Origin of the sequence: Phenylobacterium sp. (assembly GCF_044372605.1) — a bacterium.
In the GTDB taxonomy this organism is placed as follows: Bacteria; Pseudomonadota; Alphaproteobacteria; order Caulobacterales; family Caulobacteraceae; genus Phenylobacterium.
Window position 1 is genome coordinate 1 of sequence record NZ_JBILRO010000062.1, and the last position, 14,311, is coordinate 14,311.

The 14,311-nt window shown below is 66.5% G+C and carries 16 protein-coding genes; 11 read left to right on the forward strand and 5 right to left on the reverse strand.

Going from position 1 to position 14,311, the window contains the following annotated elements; translation table 11 throughout:
• On the forward strand, window positions 1–647 hold a 647-nt coding region (locus tag ACIQ42_RS07350; protein WP_397421559.1), incomplete at its 5' end, for a hypothetical protein.
• A 206-nt stretch (window positions 648–853) separates the two neighbouring features.
• On the opposite strand, the gene ACIQ42_RS07355 is transcribed toward ACIQ42_RS07350, so the two are convergent.
• Complete coding sequence (locus ACIQ42_RS07355; RefSeq protein ID WP_397421560.1) at window positions 854–2,095, reverse strand: aromatic ring-hydroxylating dioxygenase subunit alpha; 1,242 nt, start codon at window positions 2,093–2,095, stop codon at window positions 854–856.
• Window positions 2,092–2,706 (reverse strand): TetR/AcrR family transcriptional regulator, encoded by a 615-nt coding sequence (locus tag ACIQ42_RS07360; RefSeq protein ID WP_397421561.1) that lies wholly within the window; start codon window positions 2,704–2,706, stop codon window positions 2,092–2,094. Before ACIQ42_RS07360 ends, ACIQ42_RS07355 begins: the two co-directional genes overlap by 4 nt.
• Before the next feature lie 162 nt (window positions 2,707–2,868).
• On the opposite strand from ACIQ42_RS07360, the gene ACIQ42_RS07365 reads away from it, so the two are divergent.
• The 8 genes from ACIQ42_RS07365 to ACIQ42_RS07400 all read left to right on the forward strand — a co-directional run bounded on the left by ACIQ42_RS07365 (window position 2,869) and on the right by ACIQ42_RS07400 (window position 9,848).
• Complete coding sequence (locus ACIQ42_RS07365; RefSeq protein ID WP_397421562.1) at window positions 2,869–3,552, forward strand: TetR/AcrR family transcriptional regulator; 684 nt, start codon at window positions 2,869–2,871, stop codon at window positions 3,550–3,552.
• 185 nt (window positions 3,553–3,737) lie between these two features.
• A complete protein-coding gene (locus ACIQ42_RS07370; RefSeq protein WP_397421563.1) occupies window positions 3,738–4,385 on the forward strand; it encodes a hypothetical protein in 648 nt (215 codons plus the stop codon).
• Window positions 4,386–4,430: 45 nt separating this feature from the next.
• Window positions 4,431–5,330, forward strand: a complete 900-nt coding sequence (locus ACIQ42_RS07375; RefSeq protein WP_397421564.1) for a haloalkane dehalogenase — start codon at window positions 4,431–4,433, stop codon at window positions 5,328–5,330.
• Between the two features lie 13 nt (window positions 5,331–5,343).
• Window positions 5,344–5,796 (forward strand): hypothetical protein, encoded by a 453-nt coding sequence (locus ACIQ42_RS07380; protein ID WP_397421565.1) that lies wholly within the window; start codon window positions 5,344–5,346, stop codon window positions 5,794–5,796.
• Window positions 5,793–6,902, forward strand: coding sequence for a DUF2855 family protein (locus ACIQ42_RS07385; RefSeq protein ID WP_397421566.1), 1,110 nt, complete (start codon window positions 5,793–5,795; stop codon window positions 6,900–6,902). Before ACIQ42_RS07380 ends, ACIQ42_RS07385 begins: the two co-directional genes overlap by 4 nt.
• Before the next feature lie 396 nt (window positions 6,903–7,298).
• Window positions 7,299–7,922 (forward strand): hypothetical protein, encoded by a 624-nt coding sequence (locus ACIQ42_RS07390; RefSeq protein ID WP_397421567.1) that lies wholly within the window; start codon window positions 7,299–7,301, stop codon window positions 7,920–7,922.
• 89 nt (window positions 7,923–8,011) lie between these two features.
• Window positions 8,012–8,806, forward strand: a complete 795-nt coding sequence (locus ACIQ42_RS07395) for an inositol monophosphatase family protein (protein ID WP_397421568.1) — start codon at window positions 8,012–8,014, stop codon at window positions 8,804–8,806.
• 7 nt (window positions 8,807–8,813) lie between these two features.
• Entirely contained in the window at window positions 8,814–9,848 is a 1,035-nt protein-coding gene (locus ACIQ42_RS07400; protein WP_397421569.1) for a glycerophosphodiester phosphodiesterase, read from the forward strand.
• On the opposite strand, the gene ACIQ42_RS07405 is transcribed toward ACIQ42_RS07400, so the two are convergent.
• Complete coding sequence (locus ACIQ42_RS07405; RefSeq protein ID WP_397421570.1) at window positions 9,845–11,689, reverse strand: ABC transporter transmembrane domain-containing protein; 1,845 nt, start codon at window positions 11,687–11,689, stop codon at window positions 9,845–9,847. The genes ACIQ42_RS07400 and ACIQ42_RS07405 overlap by 4 nt on opposite strands.
• 116 nt (window positions 11,690–11,805) lie before the next feature.
• On the opposite strand from ACIQ42_RS07405, the gene rpmE reads away from it, so the two are divergent.
• The gene (rpmE, locus tag ACIQ42_RS07410; RefSeq protein WP_397421571.1) at window positions 11,806–12,030 is read left to right on the forward strand and encodes a 50S ribosomal protein L31; all 225 of its coding nucleotides are present in this window, start codon (window positions 11,806–11,808) and stop codon (window positions 12,028–12,030) included.
• Between the two features lie 176 nt (window positions 12,031–12,206).
• On the opposite strand, the gene ACIQ42_RS07415 is transcribed toward rpmE, so the two are convergent.
• Both ACIQ42_RS07415 and ACIQ42_RS07420 read right to left on the reverse strand, forming a co-directional pair.
• On the reverse strand, window positions 12,207–12,716 hold the full coding sequence (locus tag ACIQ42_RS07415; protein WP_397421572.1) for a DUF1465 family protein: 510 nt from the start codon (window positions 12,714–12,716) through the stop codon (window positions 12,207–12,209).
• Window positions 12,717–12,802: 86 nt separating this feature from the next.
• Window positions 12,803–13,009: a DUF1192 family protein gene (locus tag ACIQ42_RS07420; RefSeq protein ID WP_397404488.1), complete on the reverse strand. Its 207-nt coding sequence runs from the start codon at window positions 13,007–13,009 to the stop codon at window positions 12,803–12,805.
• An 82-nt stretch (window positions 13,010–13,091) separates the two neighbouring features.
• On the opposite strand from ACIQ42_RS07420, the gene ACIQ42_RS07425 reads away from it, so the two are divergent.
• The gene (locus ACIQ42_RS07425) at window positions 13,092–14,081 is read left to right on the forward strand and encodes an NAD(P)H-quinone oxidoreductase (RefSeq protein ID WP_397421573.1); all 990 of its coding nucleotides are present in this window, start codon (window positions 13,092–13,094) and stop codon (window positions 14,079–14,081) included.
• Window positions 14,082–14,311 lie beyond the last annotated feature (230 nt).

Genomic DNA, 14,311 nt, shown 5'->3' on the forward strand with positions numbered 1-14,311 from the left:
GGATCGGCAAGTACGACAAGCGGACCGGCGAGAAGGTGGGCGAATGGGTGGGCGACCGAAACATCATTCGCCACATCAACGATTGCCGGCTCATCGCCTCGGAGCTGGTCTGTTCGAATTCCAACTTCCCCGAAATCCCGATGGCCAGCTCCATCGAAGTCTTTGATCCCGGCACCATGACCCACAAGCGCTCCCTGAGCCTGGGCATGGGCTATGGTTCGCTCACCTGGCTGGACCGCAAGGACGGCTTCTGGTGGGCCGCTTTCGCCAACTATGACGAGTCCGGCGGAGAGCCGGGGCGCGGAAGCCGCTTTACGCAGGTCGTGAAGTTCGACGACCGGTTCCAGCGCCTCGAGGCCTGGATCTTCCCCGACGGCGTGCTGGAGGCCTTCAAGCCCACGTCCAGCTCGGGCGGCGGCTGGGGACCGGACGGACTGCTTTACGTGAGCGGCCACGACAGGCCTGAGCTCTATGTGATGCGCCTGCCGAAGATGGGGCCGAAGCTCGAGCACGTCGCCACGATCAAGGTCGCCTTCGCCGGCCAGGCGTTCGACTTCGACGAGAGCGATCCTGGCGTGATCTGGTCGATCAACCGACCAACCCGCGAGGTGGTGGTCACGCGGCTGCCGAAGGTCACAGCTCCTTAGAGCATTTTCCGCCGAAGTGGACACCGGTTCGGCGCAGAAAATGCTTCAAATTCAAAGAGTCGTGCCTCGTTATCTGCGGGATCAGGAAACCTCACGCACCCTGATCCAGCGGGAATCTCGGTGACGCTCGGAGCAACCCCCAATACCACGCGGCGTACCGGAGGTTGGCAGTCCGGGGGGCTGGCCGCCGTTGCAGCTACCCCCGATCAGACCCCTTCGAGCGCACCGACCGGCACGAGCGGCGGCTGGTTCAAGGCTTCGCGATAGTTCCTGTGGAAGTGGTGCAGGGCCGGCTCGTTGCGGCCGAGGATGACGTCCTTGAGCTGACCGCTCTCGGCCGTCCTCTGCTGGAGGGCGCCCATCACATAGTCTTCCTGCTCGATGGTGCTCTTGAACACCTCGAATGAGCCCTGCAGGCTCGGACCCCGTTGCGCGTTCAGGTCGTATACGGCGCGCGGGTCAACGCCGGCGGCGTCCCGGGCCGCAGCCTCGGCGGCCGTCTCGGGCGAGAAGTAGAAACTGACCTGGGTGATCGAGCGACCCGGATCAGCTGGGTCGGGGTAGATGCGGATCAGCGTGGCGCTCTCGCTGCTGCAGATCAGCTGAATGTTGGGGAACAGGTAGTAGAGCACGAAGGTGCTGCCGAGGACCTGCCACTCAGACTCCGGCAGAGTGCGCAGTCGGTCAATGCCGCGGCTGGCGGTCACGAAGCGATGGTGCCGCCCGAATTCCTTGAAATGGAGGTTGTTGCCGTAGAACACGCGGCCCAGCGTGTCCTTGTGCAGCTTTCCGAAGTGGTAGGTCTCGCCGAACGTATCGTTGGCGAACTTCCAGTTGAGATCTCCGGGGATCGGCGTTGCGCCCGCAAAGCCGTGGCGTCCCAGACCGAAGGAGGCGATTTCCGCCGCCAGTTCGGCGCCCAGAAGTTCGTCGACATCCAGATGACCGTCGGCCTGGGGATGCACCCAGAGCAGGCCGTCGCGCTCGACCGCCGGCAGGGCGATGAGGCCGTGGCATGACTTGTCGATGGCGCCGAAGTGATCCTCATTCGGAATGGCGATGAGGTCACCGGTGTTGGCGTAGCTCCAGTTGTGGAAGGGGCACATGAAGATCGACTGCTTGCCGCGCGGCTCGGCGGCCACCTTCACGGCCCGATGTCGGCAGGCGTTCACAAAGGCGCGGAAGACGCCATTCCTGTCGCGGGTCGCCAGCAAGGGTGTGCCGAAGTCGTCCATGGTGAAGAACGTGCCTGGCTCGGGCAGGTCCTGCGACAGGCCGATCAGCTGGGGATGGTTTCGGAAGAACGCCTCCCACTCCTTCGATGCGTGATCGCGGCAAACATAGGACGTCGTCGGCACGCGGTACTGCACGCCGGCGTCGACGTTCCGGCCCTCGTCGAGCTGCTGCATCAGCTCTTTCAGGATCTCGACCTGGAGTTCGTGTCTCATGCGGTGATCTCTCTTGTGCGTTCGGAACCCGTTGGGGTGGCGATGGCGTTCCGCACCAGGCGGAACGTTGTGGCGATGGGCTGCAGGCGCGCAGCGCCCGGCGTCGGGCGGCGGGCGGATACCCGGACGCCCTCGAGGAGCAGCATCAGCATGGCCGCGAGGTCCTCCGCGAGCGCCGGTGTGGCGCCGGCGTCCTGCAGGAAGGTCCGGAAGAGCCGCTCCACCCGGTCCAGGTGACGGCTGGCGTGGGCGGCCAGGTCGTCATCGACGCCCGCCATCTCGAGCACCGTGTTCACCAGCATGCAGCCCCATTGGTTCCGGGCGCCCCACGCGCCCATGAAGTCGGGTTCGAAGAAGGCCTGCAAGGCGTCTGCCGGCGGCATCTCGGCGCGGGCGCGCTCCAGCAGGTCGATTGTGCGCCGGGCGAAGAGATCGAGACACTCGACGAACAGGCGGCGCTTGTCGCCGAACGCCGCATAGAAACTGCTGCGGCTGATGCCCATGGCGGCCACCAGGTCGACCAGCGAGGTGGCCTGGAAGCCCTGGCGCCAGAACAGGGCCATCGCCCTTTTCACGACTTCCGGACGATCGAACTCGATGGGACGCGCCATCCCCGAATTATGGACCGATCAGTTCAGAATGGCAACGCTGCCGAACGACGCGGTCAGGGTCTCCCGGGCGTCGACATTCCCGAGATTTGCGGCTGTCACCGCAGTTAACGATCCTCGCAGTCGCGGGGCACCCTGGCTTTCTCATGTAGCATGTCGGTCCGCATGCGACTCGCACCCATACAGCGGGATCAGCTTGCCTCGCTTCGCTTCAACTCCTATCCGCACGTCATGACCTCGGACATGGCCCAGCCGTCACCGCCGCGCACCCGGCGTACCCCGCCCCCGGAACTGGATGGGCGGATGGAGCGCAGTCGGGTGACGCGCCAGAAGATCGTCGCCGCCCTGCTCGACCTCATTCGCGCCGGCAATCTAGGCCCAACCGCCGAAGACGTGGCGCAGTACGCGAGCGTCGGCGATCGTACGGTCTTCCGACACTTCCAGGACATGGAAGCGCTGTTTGCGGAGATGAACGACAAGGTCCGCGTGCTGGTCCAACCGATGCTGACGGAGACCTACGACGAGGGACCCCTGGCGCAGCGGATCGAGCAGCTGGTCTCGGCCAGGGCGGCCACGTTCGACCAGATAACCGCCTACTACCTGTCAGGCGAAATCCGGCTGCACAGTTCGCCAACACTCCAACGCGCCAGGGTTCAGTTCGCGGCTCAGCAGCGCCGCCAACTCCTCGCCTGTCTGCCTGAGGTGGAAGCACGGCCCGAGGTCGCCGCCGCGATAGAAATGCTGACGTCCATGGAGGGTTGGCTCAGACTTCGACGCACGCAGGGCCTGAGCGCGAAACAGAGCAAAATGGCCATCGTCACCACCGTGGCCCGCTTGCTGGACGACTGAGCGCCAAAGCCGGTCCTGGCGGCAATCATCTGTTCTGGTCGCCGGCTCCGGCGGCCTGGCCGCCAAGATCGATAGCCCCTGTTGCCAAACGCTATTGCGCCATATATCGACACTCATACTGTCAATATATTCCACGGATTGAGCCGTCCCGGGTTCGATTCCGGGCTGGTGGCGCGGGAGGCCGGATGATGGGGAGTTTCTGGGTCTGGGGCGTCGCCTTCGCGGGCTACGCGATTTTCCTGGGCTGGTACCTCAACTGGCGCGGCCCCCTGGCAAAGGCCGAGATCGAGAGCTTCATGGCGCGCATGCGCGCCAACAATGTCGGCCACGGCGACCAGGACGAAATGCCGGTCCTGCAGCGGTTTCTGGAAGAGGACGATGGCCGCGAGTTCTTCATGTTGAACGTCATTCGCATGTCCGACGGCGACGTCGCCGATCCTGTGACAGGAAACATGCGTCCGGCGCGTGAGATCATGGCGGGATACACGCGCATGTTCATGCCGGCGCTGTTCGCCCGGGGCGGCCACCCGGCTCTGGCGGCACGCCGCATTGGCGGCATGGTCGACACCTGGGGGCTAAAGGAGGTCCCGGAGTGGTCGATGGTGGGCTACATGCGCTATCGAAGCCGGCGCGATATCGCCCATCTGGTCTGCGACCCGCGTTTCGGCGGCGCCCACGCGTTCAAGTTCGCCGCCATGCCGCAGACGTTCAATTTCCCGACCCGTCCAATGATCATGACCCTTGCAGGTCCAAAGGTCTGGGTTGGTCTTTCGCTGGCCCTCGCCGCCGCCCTGGCGCAGGTCGCCCTGCTGCTGTCCACCACACAGATCTAACGGCCGGCTACGGCTGACACCCGACCTTCAGACTGGAGTGAATCCATGAAAATCCTGCGCACGCCCGACGATCGGTTCGATAGCTTGCCCGACTTCCCGTGGGCCCCCCACTACATGACCGTCAAGGACAACGACGGGACGGAAATCCGCATCCACTGTGTTGATGAGGGCCCGCGCGACGCCCCGCCGATCCTGCTGATGCATGGCAATCCGTCCTGGGCATACCTCTATCGCCACATGATCCCCGGCCTGCTCGCCACCGGGCGTCGGGTGATCGCCGTCGACCTCGTCGGCTGCGGACGGTCGGACAAGCCGGCGGCCAAGAGCGACTATACCCAGGCGCGGCACTACGACTGGATGGGCAAGTGGCTCAGCCAGATGGACCTGACCGATATCACCCTCTTCTGCCAGGACTGGGGCGGCACAATCGGTCTCTATCTGGCAGCGCAGCACCCCGAACGCTTCGCCCGCGTGATCGCCGCCAACACGGGCCTGCCGCTTGGCGAGGGCGAAAGCGAATTCATGAAGATGTGGGTCGGCATGATGCACGCCGCGACCGCCTTCCCCTGGCAGATGCTGGAAGCCGGCATGCAGCGCAAGCTCACGGAGGGCGAACTGGCGGCCTACCGGGCGCCGTTTCCATCAACGGACTATGAAGCGGGCATCATCCAGTTTCCGGTCCTGATCGCGGTCCAGACCGACAACCCCGGTGCGCCGCTGAACCGCGACGCCTGGGCCAGGCTTGCCACGTTCGACAAGCCCTTCCTGACGCTCTTCGGAGACCTCGATCCGGTGGCGCAGGGGTGGGACAAGCGGGCGCAGGCCTACATCCCCGGCGCGGCCGGTCAGAAACACCAGAACATCCCGACCGCCAACCACTTCCTCCAGGAAGACGCGCCGGATGAGCTCGTCGCCCACATCATTTCCTTTCTCGACGTGAATTGAGGAGGCTTCCGCCGTGGCTCTGCTTCCCCCCAGCACAAACGCCGCCTATCGGGGTTCCATCCTGGCTGCCTGGTTCCTGGCCCTGTCCTCCGTGACGACCATCGTGCCGGGTATGATCCACTATTTTCTCCCTGACGGCGGCGCGGGCGTCATCGGCGGCGTAGACCTTTCGACCCGCGCCGACACCATCATCGCGATCTTCGCCTGGTACGGGGCCATGCAGATCCCGTTCGGGATTCTCATCCTGATCATCGCCCGGAGATACCGCACGCTTGTGCCACTGGTGTTGTTGCTGACGATCTTCATGCAGGCGCTCGGCGCCTATTCGGCGTGGTTCGGGAAGGGCTCCCGCGGCGACCACCATCCGCCGGAGCACTATGGGAGCGCGGTCTTCGTCGTACTGGGGGCTATCTTCTTCGTTCTCTCTCTGCGCGATCGCCGCGCCCAACAGGAACCCACAACATGATCACCCAGGTCCAGGTACGCCGCTCGGCCTTCTCCGAAGCCCGAACCGTTTCCGTCGAGACGCCTGAACTGGCGGACGGCGAGATTCTCGTGGCCATCGACAGGTTCGCCATGACCGCGAATAACGTCAGCTATGCCCTCTCCGGCGACATGATCGGCTACTGGAAGTTCTTCCCGGTGGCGGAACCCTGGGGGATCGTCCCCGTCTGGGGGTTTGCCGACGTTGTCGCCTCACGTGCACCAGACATTGTCGTGGGCGAGCGCATCTGGGGCTTCCTTCCCATGGCGAGCCACGTCGTGATGCGGCCGGCCGCTGCGACCGACCGAAGCTTTTCCGACGCCGCCGCCCATCGCGCGGACCTGCCGGCCATCTACAACAACTATCAGCGCACCAGCGGCGATCCGCCCGCGCTGACGGCCATGGAAGACGAACGGTGTCTGCTCTTCCCGCTCTTTTCGACCTCTTACGTCCTCTACGACTATCTGGTCGACAATGCCTTTTTCGGCGCAGACCAGGTTCTGGTCGGCAGCGCATCCTCCAAGACCGGCCTGGGCCTGTGCAACCTGCTCTCACGCCACGGCGACGTCCGCCCGCGGGTCATCGGCCTGACGTCACCCGGCAATGTCGGCTTCGTCACGCGCCTTGGAACCTGCGATGAAGTCGTCACCTACGACGCCATCGACGCCATGGACCCGAACCTTTCGACCGCATTCGTCGACATGTCCGGCGATGGCGATGTTGTTGCGGCCATTCACGCCCGGTTCGGTGCGAACCTCAAGCTCAGCTGCGCCGTCGGCGCCACCCATTGGGGGGCAGGCCGCTATCGGCCCGAGCATGCCGCAACACCGCATGCCTTCTTCTTCGCGCCGGCCCAGTTCGCCAAGCGTGACGTCGATTGGGGCCCCGGCGAGATTATGCGCCGCGCTCAGACAGAGGCCACACGCATGTCGGCGGAGCTGAAGGGCATACTCGACATCCGCCAGGAGCATGGGTCCGAGGCGGTGACGGCCGCCTGGCGCGGCCTGGTCGACAACGCGATCGCGCCAAGTGTCGCCATAATGGCCTCTCTCGCCTCGAAACAGGGCGGCCAGCATGAAGACGGCTAGGGAAAGTTGGGCGTTCGGCGCGGCCGCCTGCCTGGTGGCGTGGACCTCAAGTCCCGGAATAGCCGCCGCCGGGCCGCGTGAAGCGGAGGTATGTGCGGCGCGTCTCGCCATACCGGGGCAGAAAATGTTTCACGCCATCGCCGGGCAGGTGAAGGGCGACTCCGACATCGCCTCGCTAATGACCAGGATTGTGCGACCGATGGTTATGGCAGGCCGTATCAGTCGCGCTGAGGCGGAACAGAACGCCCCATCGGTGGCCAGGTGCCTGTTGCTTCAGAAAGGGGACTGACGACCTTACTCAAGCCAACCACAGAACCCCCTTCATCGCAAAAAATCTCTCCCGCCTCCGACATCCTACGTCCGGAACTGTCGTAGCTCTGTGGTCCTCTCCCGGACATGACCGCGACAACCCCTGATCGTGACGCACAGATGCTGGCCGAGCTGGCCGAGCTGGACCTCAGCGCGGTCCGGCACGTCCATGCGCAGCTGATGGCCGCCAGCGAGGCCGGCGAGGTTGCTGATCTCAGCCGGTCCTATCAGCGCGCCTCGCGTTGCCTGCGCCAGACCCTGGCGCTGAAGGCGAAGCTGGCCGCCGACGCCACAAACCTGAGGGTGCGCACCACACCCCGGCCCGGGATCGACCTGGCCGCGCAGAAACGTGACCTGCTGGCCGACGACGCCGAGGGCGACCGGATCATGGAGCTTCAGGCGGCGGTGGGCGAGGTGATCCACGCCCATGCTGCCGACGCCGCGACCCGCGCCACGCTCACCGAGCGCCTGGATCGTGAGATCGACGACTGGACCGAAACCGACGACTTCACCACCGCCGACCTGGACGCCCAGGTGCGGCGCGCCTGCTGCACCCTGGGCCTGCCCGAAGACCTGGCCGAGCAATGGCGCGATCTCCCGGCGCGGCTCCTGGACGATCAAGGCGAAGATGATGAGGGTCCTGTCCGCGCAGATGACCCCGTCGGCGAAGACGCCCCCGCCACCTGGGCCGCCGCCGCCGACACCGGCTGACCACGCGAGGGCCCGCCGTCGCGCCTTGCCTTCGCAGGCCCCCGCGACTAGGTTCCGCGCCCTTATCCCCTGCCGAGATCTTTCACACCGTGAGCACCCAATCCGCCCTTCTGAAGGTGATGAGCGACGCCGCGCGCAAGGCGGCGCGGGGGCTCAATCGTGATTTCGGCGAGCTGGCCGAGCTGCAGGTGGCCAAGAAGGCGCCCGCCGACTTCGTCACCGCCGCTGACCTCAAGGCCGAGCAGGTGATCTTCGAGGAGCTGTCGCGGGCCCGGCCCGGCTACAGCTTCCACGGCGAGGAGCGCGGGCTGATCGAGGGCACCGACAAGACCCACACCTGGATCGTCGACCCGCTGGACGGCACCACCAACTTCCTGCACGCCATCCCCCACTTCGCCATCAACATCGCCCTCCAGCGCGACGGCGCGATCGTGGCGGCGGTGACCTACAATCCGATCACCAACGAGCTGTTCTGGGCCGAGAAGGGCCGCGGCGCCTTCGTCAACGACCACCGCCTGCGGGTGGCGGCGCGGCAGAAGCTGGATGAGGCGGTCGTGGCCACGGGCATCCCGTTCCTGGGCCACGGCCAGCACGCGAAGTTCCTGAAGGAGCTGCATCAGGTGAGCCAGCGGGTGGCGGGCGTGCGCCGGTTTGGTTCGGCGGCGCTGGATCTGGCCTGGGTGGCGGCGGGCCGCTACGACGCCTACTGGGAACGCGATCTCGGCGCCTGGGATCTGGCGGCCGGCCTGTTGCTGGTGACGGAAGCCGGCGGCAAGGTGACGGACGCAGACGGTGGCGACACCATCCTGTCGTCCGGCTCCATCCTCGCCGGCAACCTGGATATCCATCCCGTCATGCTGAGTCGTCTGACTGCCGCAAAGTAGCGCTAGGATGTCCGTCATGATCACACGCCGCACCCTCACCGCCGCAACCCTGGCCGCCGCCGCCGCAATGCCCGCCCTTGCAAAATCGAAGTCAAAGCCCCTGGTCATCGCCCATCGCGGCGCCAGCGGTGAACGGCCCGAGCACACCCTGATGGCCTATCGCCTGGCCATCGAAGAGGGCTGTGATTTCATTGAACCCGATCTGGTGGTGACAAAGGACGGGCATTTCGTGGTCCGCCACGAGAACGAGATCGGCGGCACGACGGATGTGGCCGCCCGCCCGGAGTTCGCCGCCCGCAAGACCGAAAAGGTGATCGACGGCGAAAAGCTCAGCGGCTGGTTCACCGAGGACTTCACCCTCGCTGAACTCAAGACCCTGCGCGCCCGCGAACGCCTGCCGCAACTACGGCCCGGCAGTGCGAAGTTCGACGGCCAGGACGTGATCCCCACCTATCAGGAGGTGATCGACCTGGCGAAGGCCGAGAGCCGCCGCGTGGGCCGCGTGATCGGCACCTATCCGGAAATGAAGCACCCGACCTTCTTCGCCAGCATCGGTCTGCCGATGGAGCAGCGGTTGGCTGACCTGCTGAAGGCCAACGACCTGAACAGCCGCACGGCGCCCGTCTTCGTCCAGTGTTTCGAAGTGGCGCCCCTGAAGGCCTATGGCCTGATCGGCAAGGCCCGCCGGGTGATGCTGGTGAGCCAGGGGCCTGCGCCCGTCGACGTGAAATCCGCCGCCGGGATCAAGGCGATCGCCGCCTTCGCCGAGGGCCTCGGGCCAGAGTGGCCGCTGGTGATCCCCACCGCCGGCGGCGTGTTGGGCCAGCCCACAACCCTGGTGGGCGAGGCGCACGCCGCAGGGCTGGCGGTGCACCCCTGGACCATCCGGGCCGAGAACGCTTTCCTGCCCAAGAGCCTGCAGCGCGGGACCTCCCCCGCCGACCACGGCGACGCCACCGCCGTCGTGAAGGCCCTCTACGCCGCCGGCGTCGACGGCGTCTTCAGCGACTTCACCGCCTTGGCCGTGGCGGCGCGGGGTTAGGCCGCCTCGAACTGCAGCGCTGCCAGTCGCGCGTAGAGGCCGTCCTTCGCCACCAGATCGGTGTGGGTTCCTTGCTCCACCACGCGGCCGCCATCCATCACCACGATCCGGTCGGCCTTGAGCACCGTGGCCAGCCGGTGGGCGATCACCAGCGTCGTGTGGCCCTTCATGGCCGCATCCAGCGCGCGCTGCACCAGTTGCTCGTTCTCGGCGTCGAGCGCGCTGGTCGCCTCGTCCAGCAACAGGATCGGCGCCTCGCGCACCAGGGCCCGCGCAATCGCCAGCCGCTGACGCTGGCCGCCGGAGAGCGTGCGGGCGCGTTCGCCGATGGGGGTGTCGAGGCCCTGCGGCAGGGCGGCCAGGAAGGCCTCGGCCTGGGCGGCGCGGACCACGGCGCGGACCTCGTCTTCCGTCGCCGCCTCGCGCCCGTAGCGGATGTTATCCAGCGCCGAACCGGAGAACAGCGGGCTCTCCTGGGCCACCAGCGCCAGCCGTGCGCGCACCTCGGCGGGCTCGGCCTCACGCAGGTCGACGCCGTCCATCAGCACCCGTCCGGCCTGCGGATCATAGAACCGCAGCAACAGCCGGAAGACCGTGCTCTTGCCCGCGCCCGAGGGGCCCACCAGCGCCACCCGTTCGCCGGGCCTGACGATCAGGTCGAAGTCCTTCAGCGCCGGCAGATCGGGCCGCCCGGGATAGGCGAAGGTGACGCCTTCAAAGGCCACCTCACCGCGCGCGGGAACCGGCAGCGGCGTGGGATGGACCGGCGGCGCGATCCCGGGCCGCGCGTCCAGCAGTTCACCCACACGCTCCATGGCCCCGGCGGCCTTCTGTACCTCGCCCCAGGTTTCACCCAGCGCCCCGACAGAAGCAGCCGCCATCACCGATAGGAACGCAAACTGGAACAACGCCCCCCAGGTGATCTCGCCGCGCAGGCCCGCGTGGACGCCCAGCCAGAACACGCCCACCACCCCGCCGAACACCAGTACAATTACCACCGCTGTCATCAGGGCGCGGGTGGAAATCCGCCGCAGCTGGGCCTGGAAGGCCTGCTCGACTGCCGAGCCGAACCACTTGGCGGCGGCCCCCTCACGGCCAAACGCCTGCACGGTTTCCAGCGCATCCAGGCTCTCGCCGGCCGCCCCCACCGCGTCGGCGAACCGGTCCTGGGCCGAGGCCGTCAGCTTGCGCACCTGCCGGCCGAACAGGAACACCGGCGCGATCACGAACGGGAAGGTCAGCAGGACCAGGCCGGTCAGTTTGGCGCTGACGAACACCAGCAGGATCAGGGCGCCCACCAGCATCAGGAAGTTGCGCGCCGCCACCGAGACCGAGGTGGCCACCAGGCTTTCAACGATCGCGATGTCCGTCGTCAGCCGCGACAGCACCTCGCCGGTGCGGGTCTTCAGGAAATAGGACGGATCCAGCGTCAGAATATGCGCATAGGTGGCCTTGCGCAGATCGGCCACGATCCGCTCACCCACCTTGGTGACAAAGAAGAACCGACCGGCGGTCGAGATCGCCAGGCCCACCGCAACCGCCCCGAGGATCAGAAACTTCTGGTCCACCGTCGACGGATCCAGACCCTTGTCGGTCAGGTGATCCACCAGCAACCGGATCGCGCCGGATATGCCCAGGGTGGCGCAGGTGGAGAGGATCAGGAACAACCCGGCCAGGCTGGCGTCGCCCCAATGCGCCCGGGCGAACGGCGCCAGTCTGCGCAGCGCGCCAATGTTACGGCTGCGGCCCCGTTTGGCCGCGGCCTCGGACAGGTTCTGGGCCAGCGCCTGGCCCGCGCTGGGTCTCCCCGGGGCAGAAATGTCGGCTCCGGCGTCACTCATCGGTGTCGTACCTTGCATTCACCCACACGTTTCTCTATACGCGCGGCTTCCTTCGGGCGGCCCTATCCGGCGCCCGTTCCAAATTTGGCCGCACCTTTACGTCAGGCGCCCGTTCGATGAAACAAGACACGCACCCCGATTACCACTTCATCACCGTGGTGATGACCGACGGGACCAGCTACCAGACGCGCTCTACCTACGGGAAGCCGGGCGACACGCTGAACCTGGATATCGATCCCAAGACCCACCCGGCCTGGACCGGCGGCGGTCACCAGATGCTTGATCGCGCCGGACGCGTCTCGCGCTTCAACGCCAAGTTCGGCGCCTTCACCCGCAAGTGAGCCGGCGCTAGCCGGACACATCCCGGCGAAAGCCGGGATCCAGAGCGGGAACGGGCAGAATCTCAGACGCCGCGAGGGGCAACCGTCGCGGCGTTTCTGATTGTGGCGGTGTGTAATCCCAGGAGGACGCCTGGGACGGTCGAACTGGCCGCGCCGGTTGGCGCTGCGCCCCGCGCCTAACTCCCGAACGCGGTCTTCAGGCGGTTCATCTGGCCCAGCACGGCGTTGGTGCGCTCGTCGGCCGGGTTCTCGACATACATGCGGCGGTCAAGATGGCGCACCCGTTCATAGAGGCGCTCCGCCCGATCGGCCAGACGGGTGAGGCTGGTGGGCAGTTCAGTGCGCGAGGCCAGCACCTCGGCGCGGACCACCGTATCGGCGTTCAGGCGATAGCGGTCCTCGCAGGCCGCCGCCGGCGCCATGTCACCCTCACGCACGGCGCGCTGCACCAGCAGCCAGGAGGCCACCTGCATCAGCCGGGTGGTGAGCCGCATGCTTTCCGCCGCATAGGCCAGCGCGGCATTGCGCGACAGCAGCTTGGATTCCTGGCGCCCGCCGCCATCCAGATAGGCGGCGGTCTCCTCGACCAGCGCCATACCCTCCTTAAATGTCCGCTCGAAAAGCTCCGAACGGGCGAAATCCTGGATGACGTCATCGCGCCAATCGGGGCTCTCGGTATCCTGCATGGTCTGAACTCTACACGATTATCGTTGCCACACGCTGAACGAATGGTGCGAAGGCCCGCCCCTGCAACGGCCATGCCACGGGATCATCAGCCCTTGGGCAGGGAAAACAGCGCGTCGGCGGCGGCGCGGCCGGATTTCTTCTTGTCAATCTGGGCCCGAACACGGGCCATCTCGGCTTCCAGCACCTCCAGCCGCTCTTCCAGTTCGGCCACGCCATAGAGCTCCAGATCCTCGCGCACGGCTTCCACCAAGCGCTGGCCCCGGCCAATCCGCACCTCCGCAGGCTCTTCCATGGGTGAACCCTCCTTTGCGGTCCCGGCATAGGGCGCTATCTGAGCGCGACAGCCCCGCAAGCGCAAGTTTCAGGAAACGCCCATGAGCCCGCTCGAAGCCGAGACCATGACCGCCATCGCCATTGACGGCGGCAAGGGACCCGCCTCTGCCCTGAGGCCGGAGCGGTTGCCGATCCCGCAGCCGAAGCCGGGCGAGATCCTGATCCGCGTCCGCGCCGCGGGCGTCAACCGTCCCGACATCATCCAACGCATGGGTATGTATCCGCCGCCGCCCGGGGCGCCGACGACCATGGGCCTGGAAGTCGCCGGTGAGGTCGCCATCGGCGCCGGTCGCTGGAAATCCGGAGACCGGGTCTGCGCCCTGCTGGGCGGCGGGGGCTATGCGGCATATGCGGTCTGCGACGCCCGCCATGCCCTGCCGGTCCCGGACGGGTTCAGCTTTGCAGAGGCCGCAGGCCTGCCCGAGACGGTATTCACGGTCTACGCCAATGTGTTCGAGCACGGGTCGCTGAAAGCCGGCGAGACCCTTTTGCTGCACGGCGCCACATCCGGCATCGGGGCCACCGCGATACAGATGGCCAAGGCCGCGGGCGCGCGAGTGATCGCGACGGCCCGCGGCGCCGGCAAGGCCAGGGCCGCCCTCGCCCTGGGCGCCGATGTGGCCGTCGACGCCACCTCGGAGGATTTCGCCGAAGTCGCCAAGGCCGACGGCGGGGTCGATGTGGTGCTGGACATGGTCGGCGGCGACTATTTCCCCAAGAACCTTGACGCCATCCGCACCGGCGGGCGGATCGTCTATATCGCCAGCCAGGCCGGCGGCGAGGTCACCCTGCCCATCTTCCGGATCATGATGAAGCGGGCCGTGATAACCGGCTCCACCCTGCGCCCGCGCGACGCGGACGAAAAAGCGCGGTTGGCGGCTGAGGTCGAGCGCGTGGTCTGGCCCTGGATCGCGGCCGGCAAGATCAAGCCCACCATCGACAAGACCTTCCCCCTGGAAGAGGCCGCAGCCGCCCACGCTCACCTGGAGGGCGGCAGCCACGTGGGCAAGGTGATCCTGCTCGCGGGCTGACGGCCTGCGCCAATGTGTCATCGGCGAAAGATCATCGGCGTTGACGCCCGCTCTGACACGCCCCAACGTTCGATCAAGGTCCGTGCCAAAGGGGGAAGTGCGCCCGGTCCAGCAACACCGCCATACGGGCGGGGGAGGATCGGATTGACTGCAGCGACCCGCGAGCCGCCGCCTTTGCGCATGGGAACCAAGCTGCTTTACGCAGTGGGGTCGGCCGCCACCAATCTGAA

What these genes read in the sequence shown, in the direction of transcription:
- ACIQ42_RS07400 (WP_397421569.1), top strand. Translation starts at nt 8,814, where the DNA reads ATGTCCGTCATGATCACACGCCGCACCCTCACCGCCGCAACCCTGGCC.
- ACIQ42_RS07355 (WP_397421560.1), bottom strand. Translation starts at nt 2,095, where the DNA reads ATGAGACACGAACTCCAGGTCGAGATCCTGAAAGAGCTGATGCAGCAG.
- ACIQ42_RS07370 (WP_397421563.1), top strand. Translation starts at nt 3,738, where the DNA reads ATGATGGGGAGTTTCTGGGTCTGGGGCGTCGCCTTCGCGGGCTACGCG.
- ACIQ42_RS07390 (WP_397421567.1), top strand. Translation starts at nt 7,299, where the DNA reads ATGACCGCGACAACCCCTGATCGTGACGCACAGATGCTGGCCGAGCTG.
- ACIQ42_RS07420 (WP_397404488.1), bottom strand. Translation starts at nt 13,009, where the DNA reads ATGGAAGAGCCTGCGGAGGTGCGGATTGGCCGGGGCCAGCGCTTGGTG.
- ACIQ42_RS07365 (WP_397421562.1), top strand. Translation starts at nt 2,869, where the DNA reads ATGCGACTCGCACCCATACAGCGGGATCAGCTTGCCTCGCTTCGCTTC.
- rpmE (WP_397421571.1), top strand. Translation starts at nt 11,806, where the DNA reads ATGAAACAAGACACGCACCCCGATTACCACTTCATCACCGTGGTGATG.
- ACIQ42_RS07375 (WP_397421564.1), top strand. Translation starts at nt 4,431, where the DNA reads ATGAAAATCCTGCGCACGCCCGACGATCGGTTCGATAGCTTGCCCGAC.
- ACIQ42_RS07405 (WP_397421570.1), bottom strand. Translation starts at nt 11,689, where the DNA reads ATGAGTGACGCCGGAGCCGACATTTCTGCCCCGGGGAGACCCAGCGCG.
- ACIQ42_RS07415 (WP_397421572.1), bottom strand. Translation starts at nt 12,716, where the DNA reads ATGCAGGATACCGAGAGCCCCGATTGGCGCGATGACGTCATCCAGGAT.
- ACIQ42_RS07360 (WP_397421561.1), bottom strand. Translation starts at nt 2,706, where the DNA reads ATGGCGCGTCCCATCGAGTTCGATCGTCCGGAAGTCGTGAAAAGGGCG.
- ACIQ42_RS07385 (WP_397421566.1), top strand. Translation starts at nt 5,793, where the DNA reads ATGATCACCCAGGTCCAGGTACGCCGCTCGGCCTTCTCCGAAGCCCGA.
- ACIQ42_RS07425 (WP_397421573.1), top strand. Translation starts at nt 13,092, where the DNA reads ATGAGCCCGCTCGAAGCCGAGACCATGACCGCCATCGCCATTGACGGC.